Source organism: Pseudomonas sp. 05N433 (assembly GCF_056396925.1).
This window is the reverse complement of the sequence record NZ_JBFTML010000076.1, coordinates 1-19,843: the sequence shown is the minus strand read 5'-3', so window position 1 is coordinate 19,843 and position 19,843 is coordinate 1. Positions and strand designations below refer to the sequence as shown.

The 19,843-nt window shown below is 58.7% G+C and carries 21 protein-coding genes and 1 pseudogene; 6 read left to right on the top strand and 16 right to left on the bottom strand.

The genetic code is table 11. The features are described from left to right. Positions 1-29 precede the first annotated feature (29 nt). On the bottom strand, positions 30-296 hold the full coding sequence (locus AC1DIS_RS27785; protein WP_018926082.1) for a hypothetical protein: 267 nt from the start codon (positions 294-296) through the stop codon (positions 30-32). Between the two features lie 343 nt (positions 297-639). Between AC1DIS_RS27785 and AC1DIS_RS27780 the strand changes: the two genes are divergently transcribed. After that, positions 640-1,965 (top strand): sigma-54 dependent transcriptional regulator, encoded by a 1,326-nt coding sequence (locus AC1DIS_RS27780; RefSeq protein WP_413696774.1) that lies wholly within the window; start codon positions 640-642, stop codon positions 1,963-1,965. Positions 1,966-2,034: 69 nt separating this feature from the next. Here the strand turns inward: AC1DIS_RS27780 and AC1DIS_RS27775 are convergent, their stop codons facing one another. From AC1DIS_RS27775 to AC1DIS_RS27735, 9 genes are all read right to left on the bottom strand, one after another. Beyond that, positions 2,035-3,339, bottom strand: coding sequence for a hypothetical protein (locus tag AC1DIS_RS27775; protein WP_477743030.1), 1,305 nt, complete (start codon positions 3,337-3,339; stop codon positions 2,035-2,037). A gap of 46 nt (positions 3,340-3,385) precedes the next feature. Then, positions 3,386-4,132: a hypothetical protein gene (locus AC1DIS_RS27770; protein ID WP_477743227.1), complete on the bottom strand. Its 747-nt coding sequence runs from the start codon at positions 4,130-4,132 to the stop codon at positions 3,386-3,388. Between the two features lie 45 nt (positions 4,133-4,177). Then, entirely contained in the window at positions 4,178-4,858 is a 681-nt protein-coding gene (locus AC1DIS_RS27765; RefSeq protein ID WP_138867630.1) for a C39 family peptidase, read from the bottom strand. A gap of 67 nt (positions 4,859-4,925) precedes the next feature. Further along, complete coding sequence (locus tag AC1DIS_RS27760; protein ID WP_477781216.1) at positions 4,926-5,864, bottom strand: heme utilization protein; 939 nt, start codon at positions 5,862-5,864, stop codon at positions 4,926-4,928. A gap of 64 nt (positions 5,865-5,928) precedes the next feature. Further along, positions 5,929-6,522, bottom strand: coding sequence for an adhesin (locus AC1DIS_RS27755; protein ID WP_477743031.1), 594 nt, complete (start codon positions 6,520-6,522; stop codon positions 5,929-5,931). Position 6,523: 1 nt separating this feature from the next. Continuing rightward, positions 6,524-6,976 carry a hypothetical protein gene (locus AC1DIS_RS27750; protein ID WP_477781215.1) on the bottom strand — a complete coding sequence of 151 codons (453 nt, stop codon included), beginning with the start codon at positions 6,974-6,976 and terminating at the stop codon, positions 6,524-6,526. Between the two features lie 398 nt (positions 6,977-7,374). Then, the gene (locus tag AC1DIS_RS27745; protein WP_477743228.1) at positions 7,375-7,899 is read right to left on the bottom strand and encodes an AAA family ATPase; all 525 of its coding nucleotides are present in this window, start codon (positions 7,897-7,899) and stop codon (positions 7,375-7,377) included. Beyond that, positions 7,896-8,459, bottom strand: a complete 564-nt coding sequence (gene pnuC, locus AC1DIS_RS27740) for a nicotinamide riboside transporter PnuC (protein WP_258612094.1) — start codon at positions 8,457-8,459, stop codon at positions 7,896-7,898. The genes AC1DIS_RS27745 and pnuC overlap by 4 nt, the downstream gene beginning before the upstream one ends. Positions 8,460-8,697: 238 nt before the next feature. Continuing rightward, entirely contained in the window at positions 8,698-10,332 is a 1,635-nt protein-coding gene (locus AC1DIS_RS27735) for a methyl-accepting chemotaxis protein (RefSeq protein WP_192350613.1), read from the bottom strand. A gap of 294 nt (positions 10,333-10,626) precedes the next feature. Between AC1DIS_RS27735 and AC1DIS_RS27730 the strand changes: the two genes are divergently transcribed. Both AC1DIS_RS27730 and AC1DIS_RS27725 read left to right on the top strand, forming a co-directional pair. After that, the gene (locus tag AC1DIS_RS27730) at positions 10,627-11,457 is read left to right on the top strand and encodes an undecaprenyl-diphosphate phosphatase (protein WP_477781214.1); all 831 of its coding nucleotides are present in this window, start codon (positions 10,627-10,629) and stop codon (positions 11,455-11,457) included. Then, positions 11,454-11,882: a DUF1294 domain-containing protein gene (locus AC1DIS_RS27725; protein WP_086946410.1), complete on the top strand. Its 429-nt coding sequence runs from the start codon at positions 11,454-11,456 to the stop codon at positions 11,880-11,882. Before AC1DIS_RS27730 ends, AC1DIS_RS27725 begins: the two co-directional genes overlap by 4 nt. A 7-nt stretch (positions 11,883-11,889) precedes the next feature. Here the strand turns inward: AC1DIS_RS27725 and AC1DIS_RS27720 are convergent, their stop codons facing one another. Both AC1DIS_RS27720 and AC1DIS_RS27715 read right to left on the bottom strand, forming a co-directional pair. Further along, the gene (locus AC1DIS_RS27720) at positions 11,890-12,249 is read right to left on the bottom strand and encodes an MmcQ/YjbR family DNA-binding protein (protein WP_026286414.1); all 360 of its coding nucleotides are present in this window, start codon (positions 12,247-12,249) and stop codon (positions 11,890-11,892) included. Continuing rightward, positions 12,246-13,154 carry a LysR substrate-binding domain-containing protein gene (locus AC1DIS_RS27715; protein WP_018926069.1) on the bottom strand — a complete coding sequence of 303 codons (909 nt, stop codon included), beginning with the start codon at positions 13,152-13,154 and terminating at the stop codon, positions 12,246-12,248. The genes AC1DIS_RS27720 and AC1DIS_RS27715 overlap by 4 nt, the downstream gene beginning before the upstream one ends. A gap of 130 nt (positions 13,155-13,284) precedes the next feature. Here AC1DIS_RS27715 and AC1DIS_RS27710 point away from each other — a divergent pair, with 130 nt between their 5' ends. Both AC1DIS_RS27710 and AC1DIS_RS27705 read left to right on the top strand, forming a co-directional pair. Then, positions 13,285-13,896: an FMN-dependent NADH-azoreductase gene (locus AC1DIS_RS27710; protein WP_477743033.1), complete on the top strand. Its 612-nt coding sequence runs from the start codon at positions 13,285-13,287 to the stop codon at positions 13,894-13,896. Between the two features lie 169 nt (positions 13,897-14,065). Beyond that, a complete protein-coding gene (locus tag AC1DIS_RS27705) occupies positions 14,066-15,103 on the top strand; it encodes an alpha/beta hydrolase family protein (protein ID WP_477781213.1) in 1,038 nt (345 codons plus the stop codon). Position 15,104: 1 nt separating this feature from the next. On the opposite strand, the gene AC1DIS_RS27700 is transcribed toward AC1DIS_RS27705, so the two are convergent. The 3 genes and pseudogenes from AC1DIS_RS27700 to AC1DIS_RS27690 form a co-directional block, all read right to left on the bottom strand. Next, entirely contained in the window at positions 15,105-16,298 is a 1,194-nt protein-coding gene (locus AC1DIS_RS27700) for an MFS transporter (protein ID WP_477743034.1), read from the bottom strand. Positions 16,299-16,467: 169 nt separating this feature from the next. Continuing rightward, a complete protein-coding gene (locus tag AC1DIS_RS27695) occupies positions 16,468-18,057 on the bottom strand; it encodes an ABC-F family ATPase (protein WP_026286413.1) in 1,590 nt (529 codons plus the stop codon). Beyond that, positions 18,041-18,312, bottom strand: a pseudogene (locus AC1DIS_RS27690) (hypothetical protein); the annotation flags it as partial. The gene AC1DIS_RS27695 and the pseudogene AC1DIS_RS27690, both read right to left, overlap by 17 nt. A 348-nt stretch (positions 18,313-18,660) precedes the next feature. Here AC1DIS_RS27690 and AC1DIS_RS27685 point away from each other — a divergent pair. Beyond that, positions 18,661-18,942, top strand: a complete 282-nt coding sequence (locus tag AC1DIS_RS27685) for an excalibur calcium-binding domain-containing protein (protein WP_081626508.1) — start codon at positions 18,661-18,663, stop codon at positions 18,940-18,942. A gap of 39 nt (positions 18,943-18,981) precedes the next feature. On the opposite strand, the gene dapF is transcribed toward AC1DIS_RS27685, so the two are convergent. Next, complete coding sequence (gene dapF, locus AC1DIS_RS27680; protein ID WP_064618087.1) at positions 18,982-19,800, bottom strand: diaminopimelate epimerase; 819 nt, start codon at positions 19,798-19,800, stop codon at positions 18,982-18,984. Positions 19,801-19,843: the final 43 nt, after the last annotated feature.

Genomic DNA, 19,843 nt, shown 5'->3' with positions numbered 1-19,843 from the left:
GATTACCGGGCGGTAATCCGCGAAAAAGATTAATGCGGCATGGACCACGATTGCAGTGTGTAACCTTCCTCGCTCAGCTCGGCGCGGGCTTGTTCCAGCAAGTGTGCAAGTTGCTGTGGATCGGAATAGGCACTGCTGGGGATTTGTTTGCTGCTGATGCGAGTGTTAGTGCGATCAATGATGGCCAGGCTGAGCTCACCATTACCGTCTTGTGGGGCCCAGGCCACGCATTGAAAGGGTTGGAATGCGCGGTCGGCAATCAAAAGAGCTTCGTTGATACGGAGCGGGGCGTTCATGGGGTCTTCTCTCTGTGTGCCCAATCAAGTGATGTGCCGTCGGTTGGGCTTACCGTTCGGCTGGTTACTTGTACTGATGTCCGCAACCGGGGGTTGGGTCACACACAATCAAAAGAAATTTCAACTTTCTTTGATTCGCCGGCGATTCAGGCAGTTGCTGAAAGCTGAATGAAAGGTTCAATTCGTTAGGCAACTCATTAAGTRATTTTTTATAACTAATAAGCCGACGTCCCTATAAGCAATCGATACAAGCCCGCGTCAATATTTTGCTAGTGTTACACCGAAGCCCGCCAAATGACTGTTTTTAATAATATTTCCTAAAATTTGGCGCCAAGGAACAGTCATGATCGAAGCGCCTGCTTTACGACGTCTTTTAGTAGTGGATCCTTGCGACGACTGCCACCGTTTGCTGCCGGGTTTACGCGCTGTGGGTTGGGATGTCGACAGCTGTACCCTGGAAAACGCCGCGGAACGAACCTGCGACGTCGGCCTGTTGCGCTTGCAGCCGTTTCATCTGGAACGTCCGGAAGCCGTCAAGGAACTGATCACCCGTAGCGGTACCGAGTGGATCGCCGTGCTCGATCAGGATGTCCTGCGAATGCAGAATGTCGGGGATTTCGTCTGCGAATGGTTTTTTGACTTCCATACCTTGCCGTTCGATGTTTCAAGGGTTCAGGTCACTCTGGGCCGAGCGTTCGGCATGGCGCGCCTGCGCGGGCAGGGCACGGTTCATATCGATCAGCCTGAACACGAACTGCTCGGCGACAGCAAACCGATTCGCGAGCTGCGCAAATTGCTGAGCAAACTGGCGCCCACCGAATCGCCGGTGCTGATCCGCGGCGAAAGCGGCACCGGTAAGGAATTGGTCGCCCGTACCCTGCATCAACAATCCCAGCGTCACAGCAAGCCATTCGTGGCGATCAACTGTGGCGCGATTCCCGAACATTTGATCCAGTCCGAATTGTTCGGTCACGAGAAGGGGGCCTTTACCGGCGCCCATCAGCGCAAGGTCGGGCGGATAGAAGCCGCCAACGGCGGCACCCTGTTTCTCGATGAAATAGGCGATTTGCCACTGGAGCTGCAAGCCAATCTGCTGCGCTTCCTGCAGGAAAAACACATCGAGCGGGTTGGCGGCCATCAGCCTGTTCCGGTGGATGTGCGGGTATTGGCGGCGACGCACGTCGACCTTGAAGAGGCCATCGAGAACAAACGCTTTCGCGAAGATTTGTACTACCGTTTGAACGTCCTGCAAGTGGTCACCGTGCCGCTGCGTGAACGCCATGGCGATCTATTGATGCTGGCCAACCACTTTTCCCATTTCTACAGCAGTGAAACCGGCCGTCGTCCGCGCAGCTTCAGCGAGGATGCGTTGGTCGCCATGGGCAAGCACGACTGGCCGGGCAATGTCCGCGAGCTGGCCAATCGGGTCCGTCGTGGGCTGGTATTGGCCGAAGGACGGCAGATCGAGGCGCGAGACCTGGGGCTGCTCAGTCAACACGCCTTCGCCACGCCGATGGGCACCCTTGAAGACTACAAGACCCGCGCCGAGCGCCAGGCGCTGTGCGATGTATTGAACCGGCACAGCGACAACCTGAGTGTTGCCGCCCGAGTCCTGGGCGTGTCACGGCCGACTTTTTACCGATTGCTGCACAAGCACCAGATCCGCTAGGGCGGTGCAACAAAAAAGGCCCGCTACGACAACTATCGTAGTGGGCCTTTTCTATTGCGGGGGGGCGGTTTAGAAGTAGTACGGGAATTTCAGGCTGAAGGAAAAGTCCGGCGCATCGTCGGTCATACCGATGGACAAGTTGGGAACGATCGTCAGGTTGTCGGAGGCCGCGATGGTCATGCCGACGTTGAAGTAACCGGCGTTGGCGTCGCTGGACACCACCGACTCCCAATCCCCGCCATCCTGCTTGAGCTTGCTTTTGCGTTGCACCAGGTCAGACACCGAGAACGACATACTCATTTTTTCGTTCAGCGCGAACGCGATCCCCGCGCCAATCTGGAAGCTGTCGCCGATCCGCACCTTGCCCGGGACTTTCTGATTGACGGTGGCACTGATGTCGTCGAAGGAACCTTCGAAGTTGTGGGTGTAGGACAGGCTACCGAACAGAACCGCTGGATCGTAGGTCTTGACCAGCGAGATACCGGGGCTGATCGACCAGACGCCGTTGCCGGTTGGCAAGGTGTCAGGCACGAACAGGTTGGTATTGGCGTCGCTCTGGCGCAGTTTGATGCCGAACGGGTCCTTGCCCGTCGGCGCCTTGACGCGCAAGGTGACTACTGCATCCGGGGTGTTGACCGATTCGTCCAAGAATTTGTAGGCAATACCGAAGTTGACATCGCCCAGTGTCGGATCGCGGGTGACGCTTTCTTCGCTGGTCACTCCCGCCGCACCGTTGTTGGCGCCGCCGGACTGATACGTCGATTCGCGGTACACCACCGGTACGTTCAGGTCGAATTGCCAGCGATTGTCGAAGTTGTAGCGCCCGGTGAGGTCCAGCGTCCAGGTGTCGGCCTTGATCCGGTCCAGGTTGATGTTGCCCAGAAAGATCGAGTCCAGTGCGAGGAAGCCGTTGAGGATCAGCTGGCGGGTGTCGTAACGTGAATAGGTCAACCCGGTTTCGAGGCTGAACTTGCCGCCGCCGAAGAATCCGCTGGCCTCGTCATACAGGTTGGAAACACTCTGTGCCGGTTGAGAGTCATCGGCCAGCGATTGTCCATAGGAACTGCCGCTGCCCGCGGCGCCGCCTGAAGCCGCGGCCGCTCCCGTCCTGGTGGCCACTTGCGGGTTGCCTTTCATGTCGGCTGGCGACTTGGCCAGGCGTTTAGGCGGCGGCGCCGCCGGTTGCTCCTCCACTTGGCGGACTCGTTGTTCGAGTACTGCCAGGGCTTTTTGTTGTACTTCGTATCGTTGTTTGAGCTCCATGAGCTCCTGTTTCAAAGCCGCCACGTCCGCATCGGGCGCTGCTTGCAGCAGCGCCGACGGGAACAAAGTGCTCAGACAAACGACCGCGCGCAGTGGTACTGACCGATACATGATTAGCCATCCCCCATGAAGCCCAATGATCGAACATCAGCGTAGTTCAATATCCCAGGTTGCGTAGTGCGTTGAGTTGACTCAGATTGCAGTTGACTGCTCCGGCATTTCGGCCATTGTTATTTAGCACCACGTTAAGATGCGTCAGGTTATTGACCCTGTTGTTGTTGCCCAGAAGCCGGGTGTTCTGCACCAGACCACCCTGAGCCACCTGTTGCATGGCCGTGCCTTGGTTGTTGCTGGCCTGGATAGCCATTTGCACGCCACCCCCGGTGGCTGACACCGCGACGCTACCGGCGGCATTGTTGTCGGTAATGGTTTGCCCGCTCGTCAGCACCTGCCCTTGGACGGGATTCGGCGCCGGCGCCTGGTTGGCCTCCTGGACGTTGAGGGCGACATTGTTGTATGCGGTATTGCCGTCACCGGCGGCGCGCACAGTTTGAGTGACACCCTGGGCGGTGGTCAGTCCTGCGCCACCGATCACATTCCCGGTGCCTAACGGCGGCGTACTGCCGTTACCGGTTTCTTTAATGGTCGATACGTAAAACTGGGGTTTTACGGTAGAGGCCTGGATCTGCATCAACGTCGTTGCGCCAATCAGGTCCCCACTGGCATTGCGCCAGGTACTGCTCATGACAATGCCGAAGCTGATGATCCGCCCTGGCATGACATAACGACCGCGTAGCTCGGCGAGCTCATGGTCCTTGAGTTCGATGGGTTTGAATCCTGCATTGGCATAGCCCGATGCGCTTGCTGCAAGGCAAGCGGCGGCCAGCCAGTATGAGGTTTTCATCTGCTGCTCCCAGGGCATCCGGCCCTCTCTATCATCAGTGGGCGATTAGAAGAAGTCGCTCTGAATGAAGCCAAAGTCCATCAACTCGGCATCTTTGACCGGGTTGAAAGTGTCCAGCTTGTTCTTGGCCGTCAGCGGTTCCGGAGGGCTGCGCAATGCATTGGTTTTGTCATAACCGGGACCCACGATAGCGAAGACAATGCCGTTCCAGCCTTTGACAAAGTCATCATGGGAATAGCGTTTGTGCCCAAGCACCGGGTCGCCGATATAGACCCAGTTCTTGTCCGCCCGCTGCATCACCACGAAATGCTTGTAGCCGCGAATTTCCATCAGCACCACCACCGGAATGGTCACCGCTTCGAGTTTCTCGGGCGGTATCCGGTAGCCACGCGCGCGCATGCCGATTGCTTCGATGTAGCGCTTCATGTCCAGCATGGAGAAACCTTGAGTACGGACAAGGTTCTGATCAGCATTGATCAGCATGCCTTTGATGATGTGTTCCTCATCGACATCGAGCCAGTAAGCCTGGCGTAGCACCGTAGCCAGTGCGGCAGCGCCGCAGCTGAAGTCGGTTTTTTGTTCGACGATGTCGCTGAACTTGCGCTCACGCACGCTTTGCACCTGCTTGTAAACCAGCATGCCGCCCGGTAAGGCGGCCACCGGCATCTGCGCCGCCTGAGTCAGGCCGCACAGGCACAGCAGGGCGAAACAAGCTGTCGTACGCATGATCGATACGCCTTTGGTGAACCGTGGAAAGAAAGCCCCGTTGCCGGGGCTTTCATTTCGATCGCGATTACATGCAGGCTCTGCAGCCGGCAGCAATGGACAGAGAGTTGCTTTGTTGGTTGCCCACACCCGCCGACACGTTGGCACCGCCGTTGCCGGAGAAGCTGTTCATCGAGTTGGTCATGGAGGCGTTGTTCACAACCGGGTTTTTCCAGCCGTCTGGAGTCAGCACTTGATGGGTGGTGACGCCAGCCAGATCGAAGGTGCCCACGGCGCTGAATTTGARCTTGTCATCGCCTCTGTGACCCCAGCCACTGTCGTCGATCGTCCCGGTGCCTTTGGCCTTGAAGGTGCCCGAGGACGTGGTGGTATCGGTGAGGGTGGTGGTGACGTGGGTCCGGTCAGCCTTGTTGTCGACATCCAGGYCGGTGGTGGATTGGTAAGCGTCAGCCGAGGCTGTTGCTACCCGGCCGCCAGACACGGCAATCGCCAGGTTGTTTTTCTGTTGGTTGAAGTTGCCGGCAGTCACGTTGATGCCAATGTTGCCGGAGCCGTTGTTGCCAGCATTGTTGAGCGTGGCGTTATTTTGGGTAGAGCGGTTTTTGACGTAGTTGTCGGTGTTGTACTGATAGGCGTTGGACGTTGCAGTGGCAGAACCGAAGATGAAACTTTCATCGGCGGTCGCCAGCGCGGCGGCGTTGTCTTGTTGGTTGCCGTCACCGCCAGCCACGTTGGCGCCCATGTTGCCATTGGAACCGTTGAGTGAGTTGTCGGCATTGGCAGTGTTTTTGGTGCCCTGGTTAAGTACCGAGTTGCCGCTGCTGTCCTGTGTGTCCCCTACATAGGCGTTGGCGGCTGAGTCGATTGACAGCTGTTGTTCCCAGGTGGGGCCTTTGGGGCCGTGATGATGGTGGTGACCACGATCGTTGTCGCTGGCCTGTGCGGCCATCGCCATGACGGATGCCAAGGCGAAGACCAGAGGCTTGAGAGCCATTGTGGGTTTCATGGTGATTCTCCGTGCTTATTAGTTGGTTAAGTGTTGGTTACTTTCTAATCGCACTGCGTTCGGGTCAGTCAGCGACCCGTATGCTCAGGGTGTTAGCCATTCGGTTCCCCACCCCGGCACTCTGGTTCACCTGAATCACTCCTCGGCTGCCGGTGAAGGCCTGGTCGCTTGTCACGACCTGGCGACTGCCTTTTGAAGCGTCAGTTGCCCCTGAGCTTGGTAACAACGCCACGTTCTGTTGAGAAAGGGCGCTATCGTCGACGCTTTGCGGCGCAGCACTGATGCTGATGCGCATTACGTTGGCCATCTGGTTGTTGGCCCCGGCGCCCTGGTTGACACCCAGTGCACCGTTGCCTTGACTGAAAGAGTTGCCGCCGATGGTGGCCGTCGCGTTCATCGACGGGTTGGCGGGCGTGTCGAGTTTCTGGATGACGCGGGTGGTCGCCGAGGCATCAGTGGTGCCGATGGCGATGGCGCGGGTATTGGCCTGTTGCTGTTGATCGCCGGAGGCCTGGTTGACGTTGAAGTTGCCGTTGTACCGGGCGCCGGAATCCAGAATGTTGGCGGTGTTGACCACCGGAACGCTGGAGTCGGCCATGGCGCCTGGGCTCACACTGGCACCGATGACCAGGGCGAGAAGGATCAGGGAGCGGCTCATGTCATTGACCTCCCGCCAATCTGCCCAACGGCGCGAGGCCGGAACTCATGGCATGGTTGATCGTTCCCGAAATCGCGCCACCGCTACCGCCGCCGTGACCGGCACTCATGCCGGGCATGCCATTGGGATTGGTCACGACATTGAGGCTGCCGGGTATGTTGCCGTTCTGGTTGATGCTGTTGCKGATGGACGAACCGCTGGCCACGCTGGCGAACTCACCATCGCTCAGTTCGGTGCTGTTGAGTGTCGAGGTGACACGATCCGAAGGGTTGGCGTTGACAGTGATCGGGTAGGGGTCTTTCTGGAATGGCGGTCTGCCGATGGTGTGGGGCTGTACATCGCGAGTGAGCACGATCACGCCATTGCCTTCAGCCTGAACATCAAAACTGAGTACCGAGACGGCGGCACATCCGAGCAGCATCAAGCGCGTAAAGCCTTTACGAAAAGTCCCCACGACTGCGATTCCTTCTGTTGTGCGCTGGCCCTAATCAGCGTTGTGAAGGAGAGAGCGAAAGTCGTGCCGCTTTTTGATTGTTGTTTTGATTCAAGGGGTTATCGATCAAGCAAGGTGGATCGATGGTTGAGCTGTTTCAGGCCTGAGACAAAATCTGGAGCTGCAACGGGAAAAAAGCGGGATAGAGCTCTGGATCCGTGGTTTGCGCTGTGATGTATCAGCGCTTTAACACATGGCATGACAGGATGATGAACGACGCTTAGACGGGCGGTTAGGGAGCAGAGGTGTGTTTCAGAAGCGGACGTATTTGCAAAATTACCGCAACAAATGCCGGGTGCCGGGGTGTTGGCGACTGTAGCAGCTGTCGAGCTTGCGAGGCTGCTACAGCGGGATACAGGTCAGCGCTCAAGCAGCAGAGTGACGGCCTGCAACGCTTGGGCTCGGCGTTCTGCCCAGTCACCCTGGATCACTTGAACAGATTGCCGATGCTGCTCCAGCCACGCTTGAGTCGCGTTGAAAAAAGCCCGGCGTTGATCCAGCTGCGGCTGACAGCGCTGGCCATCGTCGGTCCAGTCGACGAGTTCAGGCGACAACAGCAAGTGCAAGTCGTAATGCCGGGCCAGCAGCGCTTGTTCGAGCCAGGCCGGGCAATCGCTGAACAGGGTCTGGCTCCAAAGCATGTTGCTCAGCAAGTGCGTGTCGAGAATCAGCAACGGTGGCGCAAGGGCGCGGGCATCATCTTCCCATTGCAACTGGCCGCGGGCGATCTCGGGGATATCCGCGAGGCAGGTGTCCCGTGCCTCCTGTTCAATGAACCAACGCACGTATTCACCCACCAGAACGCCGCCGAATTGCTGTTGCAGCTCGGTGGCGAGCCAGCTCTTGCCGCTCGATTCGGGTCCCGTGAGCACCAGCACTTTCATGTGCGCAAAGCCGGGTCGGCGCGCCACGTCCGCCAGCCTTGCACCGCCAGCAGGGCGAAAACCCCATAGAGGGCGGCGGTCAGGTACAGCTCTTTGTAGATGAACAGGCCGACGAAGATGACGTCCAGCGCGACCCACAGCGGCCAGCATTGCAGGCGTTTTTGCGCCATCCATAACTGTGCTACCAGGCTGAAACCGGTCAAGGCGGCGTCGAGCCAGGGTTGGGCGGCGTCGGTCCAGTGAGCCATCGCAGCGCCCAGCAGCAGGCTGCCGACCGCGCCCACGGCCAGCCCGAGCGCGACGGATTGGCCATCGAGCAGGCTGACGTGCCGCCCGTCATGCGTCACGCCCGCGCGAGTCCACTGCCACCAGCCGTAAAGCTGCAACGCGGCGTAGATCACTTGCAGCAGCATGTCCGAATACAGCTTCACCTCGAAAAAGATCCAGCTGTACAGCAGCACCATGACCAGACCGACCGGCCAGCACCAGGGGTTCTGTTTGACCGTCAGCCAGACGGCAATCACACCGAGGGCGGCGGCAAACAGTTCAAGCCCGGACATGGAGGATCCTTGGGGAAGACGAAAGGGGGGAGGATTGTAGCGGCAGGCGCGGCCAAGTAGAACCGGCTTGCGCAGTCCGGTGTAGCAGCTGCCGAGCCTGCGAGGCTGCGTTCGGTGTGGGCCGCATTCGGACGAAGCCGTCGTAAATTCTGCGCACACGGTCTATCTGGAACCGGCGTCGCCTGATTTCACGACTGCTGCGCAGCCGAACGCAGGCTGCGCCAGCTGCTACAAGTGATCAGACGCGAAACTGCTTGAGCAACCCGTTCAACTGTTCGCTCAATTCCTTGAGATGAACACTGGCCACGCTCGACTGCTCGGCCGCCAATGCCGTGCTGTGGGACAACCCGGCGGCCTGGGTGACGTTCTGATTGATGTCTTCCACCACATGCGCCTGCTGCAAGGTTGCACTGGCAATCGAGGCATTCAAGCCGTTGAGGTTGCGCAAGGCCTGGCCGATGGCATTCAGGCTGGCACCGGCCAGGCCGGCCTGCTCGATGGTCAGTTGCGAGGCGCGGCTGCTGTCGCCAATGACCTTGACCGCCGCTTCGGAATGGCTTTGCAGGCGTTCGATCATCGACTGGATTTCTGCCGTCGACTTCTGGGTACGCTGGGCGAGCAGGCGCACTTCATCGGCGACCACCGCGAACCCTCGACCTTGCTCACCGGCCCGGGCGGCTTCGATGGCAGCGTTGAGGGCCAGCAGGTTGGTTTGCTCGGCGATAGAGCGAATCACTTCCAGGACACTGCCGATTTGCGTGCTTTCGTCGGCCAGCGTACGAATCACTTCCACCGCTTGATCGATGGTCGAAGACAGCTTGTCGATCTGCTGCAGGCTGCCATCGATATTGATCTGCCCCTGCTGCGCCTGAGATTCGGCATCGCGCATTTCACTGGCCGCGTGCTCGGCGTTTTTCGCCACATCCTGCACGCCGTAGGTCACTTCGTTGATCGCGGTCGCCACCAGTTCCATTTGCTGGGACTGCTGCTGGCTGCGTTGCTGGGCTTGTGCGGCGTCGTTGCCCAGTTCGCTGGAAGACTGGCCCAGCGCGCCGGCGGACACTTGCAACTGATTGATCACCAGGCGCAGCTTGGCGGTAAAGGCGTTGAAGTGTCGGGCCAGTTGCGTGACTTCGTCCTGGCCGTGGGTATCAAGGCTGCGGGTCAGGTCGCTTTCACCGCTGGCGATATTGGCCATGGCATTCACGGTTTCCTGCAGCGGGCGCACGATGCTGCGGGCAATCATGATCACCAGCAGCGCCATGATCAGGGCAATCACCAGGCCGACGAAAGACGCCTTCCAGACCTGCGCATTAAACTCGGCCTGCATGTCGTCGATGTACACGCCTGAGCCGATCACCCAACCCCAGGGCTCGAACAGTTTGACGTAGGAGGTTTTTTCCACCGGCGCACTGGCGCCCGGTTTCGGCCAGCGATAGTTGACCATGCCTGCGCCCTTGGCCTTGGCGATGGCGGCCATTTCGTTGAACAGTGCAAAGCCATCCGGGTCGCGGATCGTCGAGAGGTTCTGGCCTTCAAGTTTTGGATTGGTCGGGTGCATGACCATGACCGGCGTCAGGTCGTTGATCCAGAAATAGTCATTCTGGTCGTAGCGCAAACCCCGCACGGCGGTCAGTGCCTGCTGTTGCGCGGCGGCGCGGGTGAGGGTGCCGGCGGTTTCCAGGCCGTGGTAGTAGGTCAGGATGCCACTGGCGGTCTGCACCACGTGCTGGGTTTTCTGGGCCTTGGCCTGATAGAGGTCGTCGTGGATCTGCTTGAGCATCAACGCGCCCAACGTCAACAGCATCACCACGGCCACGATCAAGATAAGCCACAAGCGTCGGCTGATCGACACACTGCGCAAGCTGTTCATAACGCTGTTACTCCGTTTTCTTGTTCTTGTCATAAACGATCGCCAGCATCCAACCACACGTTGCCGATCGGGCCTATCCTACTCAGGTCCTATTACGCGGCAGCGTAAATGAGGCTTGTCTGATAGGATTTCGGCCCCGCGCGGAAAAACCTGAGTCCAAGTCGATTTTTCACGGAATTTTTACGGTTTTGTGTGGATCTTGTGCGCGCGGGGTTTCAGCGCACGCTGATCGCGAATAACGCTCTACAAATTATTAACGGGGCATGCCTGAGGGCATGGCTTCTTGGGGGAATGATGGATCTTTGGACAGCCTTTCAGGCATTGATTTTAGGCGTTGTAGAAGGGCTGACCGAGTTCTTGCCCATTTCCAGTACCGGGCACCAGATCATTGTGGCGGACCTGCTCAATTTCGGCGGCGAACGAGCGATGGCCTTCAACATCATCATTCAGCTCGGCGCGATCCTGGCGGTGGTCTGGGAGTTCCGTCGCAAGATCCTCGACGTGATCATCGGTTTACCGACGCAGCCCAGCGCTCGACGCTTTACCGCGAACCTGTTGATCGCCTTCATGCCGGCCGTGGTATTGGGGGTGATTTTCGCCGACCTGATCCACAAGTACCTGTTCAACCCGATAACCGTGGCCAGCGCATTGGTCGTGGGCGGGATTATCATGTTGTGGGCTGAACGCCGGCAGCATGTCGTGCATGCCGAAAGCGTCGATGACATCACCTGGAAAGAGGCCCTGAAAGTCGGTTTCGCCCAGTGCCTGGCGATGATCCCGGGGACCTCGCGTTCCGGTTCGACGATCATCGGCGGTTTGCTGTTCGGGTTGTCGCGCAAGACGGCCACCGAATTCTCGTTCTTCCTTGCCATGCCAACCATGGTCGGCGCAGCGGTTTACTCGGGCTACAAATACCGCCACCTGTTTGTTCCGGCTGATTTCCCGGTGTTCGCCATCGGCTTTGTCACCGCGTTTATCTTTGCGATGATCGCCGTCCGGGGCCTGCTCAAGTTCATCGCCAGCCACAGCTACGCGGCATTCGCCTGGTATCGCATTGTGTTTGGCCTGGTGATTCTGGYGACCTGGCAGTTCGGTTGGGTCGACTGGACCGCGGCCAAGCCATGAGCGACGCCGCCGCACGCAACAACCCCGGGCGCAAGCCCGGGGGAGCAATTCAAAACCTGCGGTTGAAATTGCTGGTGTTCGTTTTGCTGTGCGCAGTGCCGTTGTTTGGCTCGGTGTCGCTGTGGCTGCGCGGGGTGTCGGTGATTCCCCTGGCCGCCTATGGCATCGTTAGCGTGCTGGCGTTTTTCCTGTACTGGGGCGACAAGCACAAGGCCCGCGCCGACAGCTGGCGCACGCCGGAGAACGTCTTGCACGCGGTGGAACTGGCGGGCGGTTGGCCGGGTGCCTTGCTGGCCCAGCAAGTGTTTCGGCACAAGACCCGCAAGGTTTCGTTTCAACTGGTGTTCTGGCTCATCGTGCTGATGCATCAGGTGTTCTGGATCGACCAGTTGTTTTTGGGTGCTCAGCTGTTCGCGCTGTTCTAAAGCTGTTTTAAAGCAGCAAGCCGATCTGCGTGCGCTTGGGCAACTTGCTCACCACCAGTTGGTGGGAACGTTGCAGCAAGCCTTGCAGCTCTTCGGTGCCCAGCGGGTAGGGCGTGTCCATGATGATCCACTGCGCCCGGGCCAGATACGGCGCCGGGTGAATGCCCGGTCGGTCGCAATGGCCCAGGAACAGGTCCTTGTCGACCTTGAAGGCCAGGGACTGGCCCCGCAGGTTCTGCAAGGCGAACATCTTGCTCCCGGCAATCGAAAACACCCTTACGCCCCCCCACTTGTAATCCTCCCGCGCGCCGGGCAGCGCCAGGCAGAATTGCGCGACATCCTCTTCGCTCATTGGTCTTGCCTTCATAACAGTCGGTCCCCACAGGCATTGAATGATTCGATCAAATGGTCGATCCAGGCGCGTACTGCCGGCATTACCCCGCGCCGATGAGGGTAGACCGCTTGCAGCCAACCGCCCGGCAATGACCAGTCAGGTAGCAGCTGCACCAGTGAGCCGTTTTCCAGTTCCTGCTCGCAATACATCATCGGTAACACGGTGAAACCCAGCCCGGACAGGGTACACGCCTTGCGCACGAGAAAATCGTCGATGCCCAATCGGGCTTCGAATGTCATTTCACAGGCCTTGCCCTGCTGGTCGAGCATCCGCAGATGCACCAGCCGATCGGCTTCCAGTGCGCCCAATATCGGTACGTTTTTCAAGTCGTCCGGGGTCTTGATCTGCCGCTCGCGAAGAAACGCCGGGCTGGCGACCATGACAGTCTGCGCCTGACGTAAGCGGCGGGTGACCAGCAGTGGGTCTTCATCTCCCAGTTCCCGCACTCTCAAGGCGACATCGACGCCTTCGGTCACCAGGTCAACCCGGCGATTGAGCAGCAGCATCTCCAGCTGAACCTGCGGGAATTTCTCCAGGAACTTGCTGATCACCGACGGGAACATGTCGTGGGCCAACCCCACCGGGCAGGAAACCCGCAGCCGCCCCCGGGGTTCGCTGGACATGCTGGCCACCGCTTCGTCGGCCATCTCGGCCTCCAGCAGCATCGCCTGACAGTGCCGCAAGTAGCGCTCGCCCACAGCGGTCAGGTTGAGTTGGCGGGTGGTGCGTTGCAGCAGGCGCGCGCCCAGGCGTTCTTCCAGTTCGGCGATGCGTCGTGACAACCGAGACTTGGGAATCCCGAGCAAACGCCCGGCCGCCGCGAAGCCGCCGGCCTCGACCACCTTGGCGAAGTAGTAGAGGTCGTTGAGATCTTGCATGATTTAAATCCGACTGTTCTATCAGTGGGACAAACTATCGCATTATTGCCGGCTAATCAGCTATTGGTTTTGTCGGTAGGATTGTTTCCATCAGATCGCCGGGTGGCGATCCTCACCTTGGAGATTCCACATGAAATTACTGCATATCGATTCGAGCATTCTGGGTGACAACTCGGCTTCCCGTCAGTTGAGCGGCGAAGTCGTCAAAGCCTGGCAAACCGCCGAGCCTGGTGTTGTGGTGACTTACCGCGACCTGGCCGCCGATGCCATCAGCCATTTTTCCGCCGCCACGCTGGTCGCCGCTGGCACCGCCGCTGAGCTGCGCAACGCCGCGCAACAGCATGAAGCCGATTTGGGTGCGCAGGCCCTGGCCGAATTCCTCGCCGCCGATGCCGTCGTGATTGCAGCGCCGATGTACAACTTCACTATCCCGACCCAACTCAAGGCCTGGATCGACCGCATCGCCGTAGCCGGCCAGACTTTCCGCTACACCGAAGCCGGCCCTGAAGGCCTGTGCGGCGGCAAGAAAGTGGTGATCGTTTCGACGGCTGGCGGTTTGCACGCTGGCCAACCGACCGGCACTGCTCATGAAGAGTACTTGAAGGTGATGTTCGGCTTCCTCGGTATTACCGACATCGAGTTCGTCCGCGCCCATGGCCTGGCCTACGGTGATGAAGTACGCAGCAAAGCCATGAGCGACGCTCAGGCGCAAATCAGCGAACAACTGTTCGCCGCCGCGTAAGGCTTGCGTAAAGTCGTAAACAGCTCGGGCAATACCCCTGAAACTCTGTATTCTGGTCATCGTGATGGCCAGGTACAGAGTTTTTTGTTTCTGGCGGCGATCAGTTTCTGGCCCAGGTTATGCAGTCGAGGGTTAATATCTGCGGTCAGGTAATAAGGTGGGGCATCCCATGGTGCGTCTTTGTGCAACATTACTGATTTGCCTGTTCGGCAGCCTGAATTCAGTGCACGCCGCGCCTGTGCTGTTTCCTCACTGGAGCGTCGGTTTCCATGAGATGACGTTCCTCGATCCGCTGGACTTGCAGCCGATGCGCGCCATCGCCTTTTATCCGTCCAGTGAGAGGGAACATTCCAGCAAGCTCGAGGGTTACACGGTCGAAGCCGGTGAAGACACCAAAGTCGCCATCGGACGCTTCCCGATGTTGATGCTGTCCCATGGCAACACCGGAACCCCGCTGGCCCTGCACGATCTGGCCACCTCGCTGGCACGCAAGGGGTTTGTGGTGGTGGCGGTGATCCATCCCGGCGACAACTCCAAAGACCACAGCCGCCTCGGCACCTTGAGCAATCTTTACGGGCGGCCGATCCAGATTTCCGAAGCCATTACCGCGACCTTGGGCGACCGTATGCTGGCGCCCTTCGTCAATGCCGATCAGGTCGGGGTGATCGGCTATTCGGCGGGCGGTGAGACCGCGTTGATCCTGTCCGGCGCCACGCCGGACCTGGACCGTCTGCGCCGTTATTGCCATGAGCGCCCGGACGATCATGATGCCTGCAACACACAAGGTGAATTGATCGTCGACCGCGATGACTTGCAGCCTGTGCCAGACCCACGAGTGCATGCCTTGTTGTTGATGGCACCGCTGAGTCTGAAATTCGGCCGCCAGACCCTGGCCGACGTGCATGTGCCGGTGCTGCTATACAGCGGCGACGGCGACAAACTGGTGGCGTTCGACAAAAACGCCGCAGCGCTGGCGCGCAAACTGYCGACTGCACCGGATTTCAAATTGCTGGCCGGGGCAGGGCATTTCGTGTTCCTGGCACCGTGCAACGAAGAACAGATCGCCGCCATGCCGGCGCTGTGCACCGATGCCGACGGCGTCGACCGCAAGGACATTCACCGCAACCTGATTTCCGAAGCCGGACGTTTCTTCTCCCATGCCCTGGGCAAACCGAGTCGGGCCGGCATGCAAACCGCGGATCAATAAATCAATCCTGGCCGATGGCGCGGTGTTTCAGTAACAAGGTCAAACCGAGTCCAGTCACGGACAACAACGCCGCACTGAAGAAAATCCACGCATACCCCAGGTTCAACGCCACCGCGCCCATCAACGGCCCGGCAATCGCCAGCGCCAGATCGAAAAACACCGCATAAGCACTCAAACCCGCGCCGCGACTGGAATTGGGCACCTGCTTGATCGCTTCCACGCCCAGCGCCGGATAGACCAGCGACAGGCCGAAGCCGGTCAGGCCTGCGCCAATCAAGGCGTAAACGGTCGAGGGCGCCAGCCACAACAGGACCAGCCCCACGGTTTCAATGCTCATGCAGGCAATGGCCGAGGTGAAGCCGCCGAAACGGCTGATGCTGGAAATGAACAACAGCCGCGACAGAATAAAACACACCCCAAACACCGTCAGGCAGTAAGCCGCTCCCGTCCAGCTACGACTGGCGTAATACAGGGTAATAAAAGTGGTGAGCGTGCCGTAGCCGATAGACGCCAGGCTCAGGCTCGCGCCGAAAGGGGCAATGCGCCCGAATACCGCCCAAAACGGCAGCCGCTCGCCGCGAATCACTGGCACCGAGGGTTTGTTGCGGATCAACAGCAGTGCCAACAGGGCCAGTAACGACAGCACGATCCCGAGGCTGGCGAAGCCCAATTCAGCGACCATCACCACGCCCAACGGTGCGCCAATGGCAATGGCGCCGTATGAGGCAATCCCGTTCCAGGAAATCGAACGTGCCGTGTGCTCGACACCGACCTGGCCCATGCACCAACTGATGGTGCCGACTCCGATCAACCCTTGGGCGATCCCCAGCAACAACCGGCCAGCGATCAGGATGATCAGGCTCAACAGCGGCAAACTTTGCAGCAGGGTCGACAGCAGCGTCAGCACGCCGCTCAACACAATCCCCGACAACCCGTAAACAATCGCCCGTTTGGTGCCGACGCTGTCTGACAAGCGCCCGGCCATCGGACGGCTGAGCAGGGTGGCCAGGTATTGCGAACCGATGGTCAGCCCCGCAACGATGGCGCTGAACCCCAACTGTTCATGCACATACCCCGGTAACACGGCAATCGGCAGGCCGATGCAGAGGAAGGCAATAAAGCTATAGAAAACGATGGAAACGATCTGCAGGGTGATCGCCATGGAGCTTTGCGGGGGCAGTTGCTGCACAGACATGAGAGCTCGTTCGCGGGCGGCGGTAGGAGAACTGCATCATGGCGCGGGCGTGAAATAAAAGAAAGCAGGCTAACGATGTGGATGACAGATCGGCAGTAAGTGGATCAATCTGAAATGCAAAAAGCCCCGTCACCAGGACGGGGCTTTCCATTTGCAGCCAGAAGCCGCCTTACATCAACACACCCTGACTACGCAGGTAGTCGTCATAGGTGCCGCTGAAGTCGATCACGCCATCGGCGCTCAACTCGATGATGCGGGTGGCCAGGGACGATACGAACTCACGGTCGTGGCTGACGAAAATCAGCGTGCCCGGGTAGTTCTCCAGCGCCAGGTTCAGCGCCTCGATGGATTCCATGTCCAAGTGGTTGGTCGGTTCGTCCATTACCAGCACGTTCGGCTTTTGCAGGATCAGCTTGCCGAACAGCATGCGACCTTGCTCACCACCGGAGATGACCTTGACCGACTTGAGGATCTCGTCGTTGGAGAACAGCATGCGCCCGAGGGTGCCGCGAACCAGTTGCTCGCCGCCCTGGGTCCATTGGCCCATCCAGTCGAACAGGTTGCAGTCGTCTTCGAAGTCGTGCGCGTGGTCCTGGGCGTAGTAGCCCAGCTCGGCGGCGTCGGTCCATTTCACGGTGCCGGCGTCCGGGGTCAGTTCGTTGACCAGGGTGCGCAGCAGGGTGGTTTTACCGATACCGTTCGGGCCGATGATCGCCACGCGCTCGCCGGCTTCAACGGTGAAGCTGAAGTCCTTGAACAGGGTCTTGCCGTCGAAGCCTTTGGCCATGCGCTCGACGATGACCGCCTGACGGTGCAGCTTTTTGGTCTGCTCGAAACGAATGAACGGGCTGACACGGCTCGAAGGTTTGACTTCGGCCAGCTGGATCTTGTCGATCTGCTTGGCGCGGGAAGTTGCCTGCTTGGCTTTCGAGGCGTTGGCCGAGAAGCGGCTGACGAACGATTGCAGTTCCGAGATCTGCGCTTTCTTCTTGGCGTTGTCCGACAGCAGTTGCTCGCGGGACTGGGTCGCCACGGTCATGTACTCGTCGTAGTTGCCTGGGAACAGGCGCAGCTCGCCGTAATCCAGGTCAGCCATGTGGGTGCACACGCTGTTCAGGAAGTGACGGTCGTGGGAGATGATGATCATCAGGCTGGAGCGCTGGGTCAGCACGTTTTCCAGCCAGCGGATGGTGTTGATGTCCAGGTGGTTGGTCGGTTCGTCGAGCAACAGCACTTCAGGATCGGAGAACAGCGCCTGCGCCAGCAACACGCGCAGTTTCCAGCCCGGCGACACTTCGCTCATCGGGCCGAAGTGCTGCTCGATGCCGATACCCAGGCCCAGCAACAGCTCGCCGGCACGGGACTCGGCGGTGTAGCCGTCCATTTCGGCGAATTCGGTTTCCAGCTCGGCCACGGCCATGCCGTCTTCTTCGGTCATTTCCGGCAGCGAGTAGATGCGATCGCGCTCGGCCTTGACCTTCCACAGCTCTTCGTGACCCATGATCACGGTATCGATCACGGTGAATTCTTCGTAGGCGAACTGGTCTTGACGCAATTTACCCAGACGCACGTTCGGCTCAAGCATGACCTGGCCACCGGACGGCTCGAGATCGCCACCGAGGATTTTCATGAAAGTCGACTTGCCGCAACCGTTGGCGCCGATCAGGCCGTAGCGGTTGCCCGCGCCGAATTTGACCGAAACGTTTTCGAATAGCGGCTTGGCGCCGAACTGCATCGTGATGTTAGCTGTGGAGATCAATTACTTTACCTATCAATGGGTTGCGAGCTGCGCATTTTGGCGCTTGGGCCATACCTGGGGCGTTTTGGAGTTTCTCCATCTCTCCCCAGTCACCGCTAGACTTCAACCGGCGCGCATAAGTCGAGAGCAGCATCTGGACGCTTGTCCAAGCTGTTGGGCAATAAAGGCGGGATTCATGCCAGACATTCTGCATATTGTCGCATAAGTGTGACGGCAGTTGTACGGCGCGCGATAACGTGTCGCGAGCTTCTTCAGGTTGGCCCCGCTGCTTGGGTCTGCCCGAGGGGATGGTTCGTCCTGGTGGGTGGCGAAACGCTGCGCAAATCCTTGATTACACGCCAATGTTATTTTTGTTCAGCGTTGTGTTAGGGACACTGGGCGCTGCTCTGGGTAAAGTCGGCAGCGCTTGCCCGGCCAGGTGTCTTTCAGAAGGATTGCTGAATGGCCAGCACTTGGTCAGGGTGGGCACCTATTCGGATTTATCTCTCCACGCCGCATGAGGCGGCAGTCTCTCTCTAGGGCATCGAGGCTTTGGTTGCTCTTGCCAGATGATTCGTTCTAAGCGACTAGAATATAAACGGCCTCTAGTCTCGGATGAATCAAATGAAACTGATTTTGGTCGTGTTAATCATTGGTTTGTTGGCCTGGAAGCTTTCCCCCGAGTTACAACCTTGGGTTGAAGCCAAGCTACCGCCCCCGAAAGTAACCCCTACAGTCGCGACTGCGCCGAAACCTGTTTCTGCGCCATTCAAATGTGACGGACGCCAATATTGCTCGCAGATGACCTCGTGTGCAGAGGCCAAAAAATTTCTGCAAAATTGTCCGGGAATGAAAATGGATGGCGACAACGATGGCGTGCCCTGTGAGTCGCAGTGGTGCCAATGACTTTTGCCGCGGGACAAGGAGAATAAACGGGCCTGACGGCTACAAAACTTGTAATAAGTTGTCCGTGATTGTTCCCGAAAAAATAGTCTTTACCGGCCCGATGAGAAAGACCGGGCCCACGCCATCCCATTGAACCGTTACGGTGCCGCCATCACATTCAACCTCAACGGAATGGTCTAATAAACCACGACGAATTCCGCTGACAGCGGCGCCACAAGAGCAAGAGCCTGAACCAAGCGGAATACCACCCCAGCGCTCCCAAATGCGCAACCGTATGTGTTGTCGGTTAATGATCTGGACGAAATGCACGTTCGTCCTGAGAGGAAACAGTGGGTCGGTTTCAATGGTCGGTCCGATGGTCGCTATATCAATGGCTGTCAGATCATCCACAAAATAGGTGCAGTGAGGATTGCCCATGCTGCAAGCTGCCGGGCCACCAGCCAGTGGCAAGACAGCAGTGTCCAGTTCCTGAGCCAGGGGAATATCCGACCAGCCGAAAAGCGGCTCGCCCATGTTGACCGAAATTGCGCCGGCTGAAGTTCGTTCGCAAGTGAGTAGGCCACGGTTGGTTCGCAGCGCTATCGAAGTCATATTGGATTCGCGCATCAGCATGTCCGCGGCACCCCGCGTTGCGCTGCCACAAGCATCCAGCGTGGAGCCATCTGCATTCCAAAACATCAAGCGGGCATCGGCATCATCGCAATCAAGCACTGCTGCGAGTTGATTGAATCCGACGCCTCGGTTCCGATCACCCATTCGCCGAGCCAAACTACTTGTCACTGGATTGGCCGAGTTTCGCGAGTCCACAATGACGAAGTCATCGCCATTGGCGTGCATTTTATGAAAACTCAGCGGCATAAATAGATCCTGGGCGAACTGGCGTTTGAGAACGATCTAGCCC